Raw genomic sequence first — 5,731 nt, 5'->3', positions numbered from 1 at the left:
GCTCACCACAAGTGGGGACAAGACCTACCGCCTCCGTCAGTCCTGTTGCATCGACGTAAGCAAGACGCTGAGAGTCGGTGCAGACTGTCAAGATAAGGCGACCAGCTCCTCGAACGCGTATTTCTTGGTGCCGAAGCTGCCGGTCATGTCGCGGCCGAGACGGTTCGGATGGCCGGTGGCGTGACCCAGTTCGTGCAGCGCAGTCCGGTGCCAGTTGATCGGCTCGAAATAGGCCTGCGGCGGCGGGACCTGCACGTAGTCGAGCGCCGGTACGTAGAAGGCGCGATTGCCCCCGATGCGGAAGTCGATCCCCGTCGCGCGGATCAGCGACTCGACCACGGGTTCGATCAGGCCGGGAGCCGGCGGCGGCGCGACGATCGCGACATTCTCCGGCAGGCCTTCGCACTGCGCGGCGTTGAAGACCGTGAAGCGCTTCAGAAACGGGATCGCCTGGGCTTCGTCACCGGCCTCGCGGGCGCGGCGCTTCTCGTCGTCGGGCACAAAGCGGTCGGCATAGACGACGGTCGTGCCGCGCTCGCCCTTGCGGACATGGCCGCCGAGCGCGAGCGCCTGGCGAAAGGTCAACCAGCTCTGGCCTGGAAAGCCGTGCTCGATCACGGCCCCCCACAGGATCAGCACATTGATCCCCGAATAGTGCCGGCCGGTAGCTGCATTCCTCGGCATAGCGAGCGGCGCCTTTGCTGCGGCCGTCCCCCAAGGCTGGACCCAAGGTATACGCCCGGCTTCCAGCTCGGAGATGATCTTGCCCGTGATTTCGTCGTAGAGGCTCGTCCGGTCCTGGCCGGCGCGAGCGGTTGCGGTCTTTCTGGACATCGCGGATCTCCGCGACGGGCGCCGGGAGCCTCTCTCCCAGCCCTCAACCCGTCACGGCAAAGGCTGTCCGCACTCTCACTCTAGGGGGCGTTGCGGGGTTCTCCCCGCAGAAGGGGTCGGACGAGACGATAGGCTCGGCCGTAGGGGAAGGCTTTCCCTCTTGGCGGTCCCAAGTTTCCGACGTTCTGGCTGGGTAGGAGGGCGGGCGAAAACGGCTTGATCTGCCTAGACTCCGGTCCATATGTCGATTAGTCTCGACATATGGAATCAGATGTCGCCATCCTCGCTTTCTCTGCCCTTGCGCAGCCGACCCGTCTCGACGTGTTCCGTCTTCTGATGGAGCATGAACCGAACGGACTGCCCGCGGGCGAGATCGCCCGCCGGTTGGATGTGCCCCACAACACCATGTCGACCCACCTCGCGACACTCACGCGCGCCGGGCTGATCGAGGCCGAGCGGCACAGCCGCTCGATCATGTATCGGGCAAGGTTCGAGGCGGTGCATGCGCTCACCAGCTTCCTCGTAAAGGACTGCTGCGGCGGCCGCCCCGAAATCTGTGCGCCGCTGATCGCCGATCTATCCCACTGCTGCACACCGCAAATCTTCGCCGCCAAGGAGGCTGCCCATGACTAACCGCATCTACAATGTTCTGTTCCTCTGCACGGGCAATTCGGCCCGCTCGATCCTCGCCGAAAGCATCCTGAGCAAGGACGGGGCTGGCCGTTTCCGCGCCTTCTCGGCCGGGAGCCAGCCGAAGGGCGTGGTCAACCCCTTTGCCCTGAAGGTGCTCGGAAGTTTCGAATATCCAACCGAAGGCTTCCGCTCGAAGAGCTGGGAAGAGTTCGCCGAGCCCGGCGCACCCGTCATGGATTTCGTGTTCACCGTCTGCGACAACGCCGCCGGCGAATCCTGCCCGGTCTGGCCGGGCCAGCCGATGACGGCGCATTGGGGCATCGAAGACCCCGCTGCCGTTGATGGGCCGGACATCGAAAAGGAAAAGGCGTTCGTCGCCGCCTTCCGCTACATGCGAAACCGGATTTCCGTCTTCACTGCTCTGCCGATGGCAAGCCTCGACAAGGCCGCGCTTGGCACCAAGCTGCGTGAGATCGGCCGCAGCGAAGGTACGACCTCGCCGCGCCCTGACGTCGCGTGAGGCCAGCCATGGACGTCATCATCTATCACAATCCAGATTGCGGCACGTCGCGCAACACGCTGGGCCTGATCCGCAACGCCGATGTCGAACCGCACGTCATCGAATATCTCAAGACGCCGCCAAGCCGCACGATGCTTGAGCAGCTCGTCGCCCGCATAGGTATCCCCGTTCGCGCGCTGCTGCGCGAGAAGGGCACGCCCTTTACCGAGCTTGGCCTGAGCGATCCGGCACTGAGCGACGCGCAGCTTCTCGACGCCATGATGGCGCACCCGATCCTCATCAATCGTCCGATCGTGGTCACGCCGGAAGGGGTTAGGCTGTGCCGACCTTCCGAAGCGGTTCTGGACCTGTTGCCGCCGCAGCGCGGCGCCTTCGTCAAGGAAGACGGCGAGCAAGTGGTCGACGAACACGGTCGCGGCGTCGCGACGGCCTGAGGAAAATCCATGTCCACCTTCGAACGCTACCTTACGCTCTGGGTCGCCCTGTGCATCGTCGCGGGCATTGCGCTGGGCCATCTGATGCCGGGCGTCTTCCACGCCATCGGCGCGGCCGAGATCGCCAAGGTCAATCTGCCGGTCGCGGCGCTGATCTGGCTCATGATCGTGCCGATGCTAGTCAAGATCGACTTCGCGGCTCTCGGCCAGGTTAAGGAGCATTGGCGCGGCATCGGTGTCACGCTGTTCGTCAACTGGGCGGTCAAGCCCTTCTCGATGGCGGCGCTCGGCTGGCTGTTTATCGGCTATCTTTTCCGCCCCTGGCTGCCGGCCGACCAGATCGACTCCTATATCGCGGGACTGATCATCCTTGCGGCGGCCCCGTGCACGGCCATGGTCTTCGTCTGGTCGAACCTCACCAAGGGGGAGCCGCATTTCACACTGAGCCAAGTCGCACTCAACGACACCATCATGGTGTTCGCCTTCGCGCCCGTCGTTGGCCTTCTGCTAGGACTGTCGGCCATCACAGTGCCGTGGGACACGCTGGTCCTGTCCGTCGCGCTCTATATCGTCGTGCCGGTAATCGCCGCGCAGGTGCTGCGCCGCGGGATATTCGCCACTGGCGGCGAACCGGCGCTGAAGCGCTTCCTTGACCGCCTTCAGCCGCTGTCGCTGGTGGCGCTGCTCGCCACGCTCGTCCTGCTCTTCGGCTTCCAGGGCAAACAGATTCTCGCCCAGCCGCTGGTGATCGTGCTGCTCGCGGTGCCGATTCTGATCCAGGTCTATTTCAACTCCGGTCTTGCCTATCTGCTCAACCGCCTGACCGGCGAACAGCATTGCGTTGCCGGGCCGTCGGCCTTGATCGGGGCATCGAACTTCTTCGAACTGGCCGTCGCCGCCGCCATCAGCCTGTTCGGCTTTCAGTCTGGCGCGGCGCTCGCCACCGTGGTCGGCGTGCTGATCGAGGTGCCGGTGATGCTTTCCGTTGTCTGGATCGTGAACCGCTCGAAAGGCTGGTACGAGCGCGGCGAAAGGCCCGGAGCCGTGGCCGAGGCGAAGCGCTGATGCTGCGTGATCTGCCCAACATCGATGGCGCATGCCTGGAGGTGCCCACGATCGACCGGCTGCAGGCCGCGCCTTCGCGCCATCCGCCTCGTATCCTGCTGCTTTACGGTTCGTTGCGCGAACGCTCCTACTCCCGCTTCCTCACACTGGAGGCCGAGCGTCTGCTGAATCACTTCGGCGCGGAAACGCGCGTCTTCGATCCGCATGGTCTGCCGTTGCCAGACGGCGCCGACCTCAACCATCCGAAAGTGCAGGAATTGCGCGAGCTGTCCCTCTGGTCGGAAGGTCAGGTCTGGACCAGCCCGGAACGGCATGGCGCCATGAGCGGCGTGATGAAGGCGCAGATCGACTGGATTCCGCTCTCGGTCGGCGCGGTGCGGCCGACACAGGGCCGCACGCTCGCCGTCATGCAGGTGTCCGGCGGCTCCCAGAGCTTCAACGCCGTCAACCAGATGCGCGTGCTTGGCCGCTGGATGCGCATGGTGACAATCCCCAATCAGTCCTCCGTCGCCAAAGCCTTTCAGGAGTTTGACGAGGCAGGCCGGATGCAACCGTCGTCTTACTATGATCGGGTAGTCGACGTGATGGAGGAACTGGTGAAGTTCACGCTGCTGACGCGCGACGTCTCTTCCTATCTCACCGAGCGCTATTCCGAGCGGAAGGAGAGCGGTGAGGCTCTGATGCGGCGGGTCAATCTGCCGGCCGCAACCTGAACATTCTACCCCGCGATCGCAATCTCGAGGAGCTTCACCGCGGGGGGGCGATCGCTTTGACGATCAGCCAGTAGCTGGCGGTGGTCGATCAGCCGAGCAACTTGCGTAGGTTGCTGACGATCACCTTCGCCATTGCTTCCGCGGATATACCCTGAGCGTTCGCTAGCGCAGCCGCGGCGACCAGCGCGTCGCGAGGTTCGGTGGGGCGGCCGTCCTGTTGCGTGAAGGGGCCATCGGTCTCGGTGAGAATGCGATCCTGTGGCAGCATCCCGATTAGCTCACGGCCGCGATCCGTGCGCGTCATCTCCGCGTTGACGGAAAAATAACATCCTAAAGCAGCTGCTCGACGGGCGTCGCTCTTGCTGCCGGTGAACCAATGGAGCACGACGCTTCCGCGTCCTGGGGGGAGGTGGGCTTCGATCATGTCCAGGACCGCTGGAACGCTCCGCACGCTGTGAACTGTAAGGATCTTCCCGCCCGCTTCGGCGCATCGCTCCAAAACGCGCTGGAATACATGCCTCTGTGCCTCCAGAGACTTGTAGAAGCGAGGGCCGGCGTCCAGGCCCACCTCGCCTACATAGCGCGTCTCGGCGAGATGGCGTTCCCACAGCGGCAGCTCCGCAGCGCGTTCGGCGACGAGCTGCGGATGTAGGCCAAGCGCCGCGCGAACATAGCGGGTGTGTCGCGTAAGCTCATAGTTGCGCGGCCATGCTTTCGGCGTCGTCGTCACCGTCAGCGTGTAAATACGTGCGGCCTCAGCTCTGGCGATGGCTGCTTCGTGATCGGGGTAGAGATCGAGGTGGCAATGAAAGTCGACGCCACCAATTGACGATGCTTCACTCATCCGGGCCGCGTCCGCACGCCGGTCAGGAGCGCACCCATCTCCTCAAGGCCGCGCCGATACACGTCCGCCAGGGCGGCTTGGCGCTGTGGCGACTCGTCGAAAAGAGGTCCGGGCTTGTGGATCAGGATCGGCGCCAACGCGGGCCGCGCCCGAAGGCGCTCGATAGCGAGCTGGAATGACCGGACCTGTACACCTTCCGATTGGCGGGTATCGAGCGCGTGCGCGGTGAGATCGGGCACGGTGTAGACGGTGGGGTCGGCATCCGGGCGCAGGCCTTTGAGCAGTGCCGCCCGCCGGATCAGGCAAGGCAGGCAATAGCCGCAGTGCTGCTTGCCAAGGCCCTGCCACCTGCCCTTAGTGGGCGACGCGCAAGAAAGCGATGCCGGCGTGAGCTGGCGAAGCAGGGCGGGATTGGCGCATTCCTCGGCCATCTCACCTTTCGTCCGGTCCCAATAGGGGTTCTCGATCCGGCCCGAGATGCCGAGCGTGTGCAGCGCGTCGTTCCAACGGGCGATGTAGAAGGGGTGCGTTGTCCTGGTGCTCAATGCGCCTAGCCGAAGCGGGTCGAGGGGCACGTTGACTGATCTTCCCCCGATAAAGTGGACGGGTTAAGCGGCTTTTAGCTCCATCTCGATCGGGGGGATATATCCGAGTGCGGAATGGAGCCTTGTCCGGTTATAGAATCCTT

At 64.1% G+C, this 5,731-nt stretch carries 7 protein-coding genes and 1 pseudogene; 5 read left to right on the top strand and 3 right to left on the bottom strand.

Annotation, left to right across the window (positions count from 1 at the left end; genetic code table 11):
• Nucleotides 1-96: 96 nt before the first annotated feature.
• A pseudogene (locus ASG57_RS29535) lies at nucleotides 97-834 on the bottom strand (ArdC family protein); the annotation flags it as partial.
• Nucleotides 835-1,095: 261 nt separating this feature from the next.
• On the opposite strand from ASG57_RS29535, the gene ASG57_RS29530 reads away from it, so the two are divergent.
• From ASG57_RS29530 to arsH, 5 genes are read left to right on the top strand one after another with little or no spacing between them, the layout of a single operon-like run.
• On the top strand, nucleotides 1,096-1,467 hold the full coding sequence (locus tag ASG57_RS29530) for an ArsR/SmtB family transcription factor (protein WP_057198629.1): 372 nt from the start codon (nucleotides 1,096-1,098) through the stop codon (nucleotides 1,465-1,467).
• Nucleotides 1,460-1,987, top strand: coding sequence for an arsenate reductase ArsC (locus ASG57_RS29525; RefSeq protein WP_057198627.1), 528 nt, complete (start codon nucleotides 1,460-1,462; stop codon nucleotides 1,985-1,987). The genes ASG57_RS29530 and ASG57_RS29525 overlap by 8 nt, the downstream gene beginning before the upstream one ends.
• A gap of 8 nt (nucleotides 1,988-1,995) precedes the next feature.
• Entirely contained in the window at nucleotides 1,996-2,421 is a 426-nt protein-coding gene (gene arsC, locus ASG57_RS29520) for an arsenate reductase (glutaredoxin) (RefSeq protein WP_057198631.1), read from the top strand.
• Between the two features lie 9 nt (nucleotides 2,422-2,430).
• On the top strand, nucleotides 2,431-3,486 hold the full coding sequence (gene arsB / locus ASG57_RS29515; protein WP_057198625.1) for an ACR3 family arsenite efflux transporter: 1,056 nt from the start codon (nucleotides 2,431-2,433) through the stop codon (nucleotides 3,484-3,486).
• Nucleotides 3,486-4,199, top strand: a complete 714-nt coding sequence (gene arsH, locus ASG57_RS29510; protein ID WP_057198623.1) for an arsenical resistance protein ArsH — start codon at nucleotides 3,486-3,488, stop codon at nucleotides 4,197-4,199. The genes arsB and arsH overlap by 1 nt, the downstream gene beginning before the upstream one ends.
• Before the next feature lie 88 nt (nucleotides 4,200-4,287).
• Here arsH and qatD read toward each other — a convergent pair whose 3' ends face one another.
• Both qatD and ASG57_RS29500 read right to left on the bottom strand, forming a co-directional pair.
• On the bottom strand, nucleotides 4,288-5,043 hold the full coding sequence (gene qatD, locus ASG57_RS29505; RefSeq protein ID WP_057198621.1) for a Qat anti-phage system TatD family nuclease QatD: 756 nt from the start codon (nucleotides 5,041-5,043) through the stop codon (nucleotides 4,288-4,290).
• The gene (locus tag ASG57_RS29500) at nucleotides 5,040-5,618 is read right to left on the bottom strand and encodes a hypothetical protein (RefSeq protein WP_230646925.1); all 579 of its coding nucleotides are present in this window, start codon (nucleotides 5,616-5,618) and stop codon (nucleotides 5,040-5,042) included. The genes qatD and ASG57_RS29500 overlap by 4 nt, the downstream gene beginning before the upstream one ends.
• Nucleotides 5,619-5,731: the final 113 nt, after the last annotated feature.

The sequence above is a fragment of the Bradyrhizobium sp. Leaf396 genome, assembly GCF_001424605.1.
Classification (GTDB): domain Bacteria; phylum Pseudomonadota; class Alphaproteobacteria; order Rhizobiales; family Xanthobacteraceae; genus Bradyrhizobium; species Bradyrhizobium japonicum_C.
Note: the sequence above shows the minus strand (reverse complement) of the source record. Positions and strands in the feature narration are given on the sequence as shown.

Coding starts and splice junctions, on each gene's coding strand:
- ASG57_RS29530 (WP_057198629.1), top strand. CDS start 1,096: ATGGAATCAGATGTCGCCATCCTCGCTTTCTCTGCCCTTGCGCAGCCG.
- ASG57_RS29525 (WP_057198627.1), top strand. CDS start 1,460: ATGACTAACCGCATCTACAATGTTCTGTTCCTCTGCACGGGCAATTCG.
- arsC (WP_057198631.1), top strand. CDS start 1,996: ATGGACGTCATCATCTATCACAATCCAGATTGCGGCACGTCGCGCAAC.
- arsB (WP_057198625.1), top strand. CDS start 2,431: ATGTCCACCTTCGAACGCTACCTTACGCTCTGGGTCGCCCTGTGCATC.
- arsH (WP_057198623.1), top strand. CDS start 3,486: ATGCTGCGTGATCTGCCCAACATCGATGGCGCATGCCTGGAGGTGCCC.
- qatD (WP_057198621.1), bottom strand. CDS start 5,043: ATGAGTGAAGCATCGTCAATTGGTGGCGTCGACTTTCATTGCCACCTC.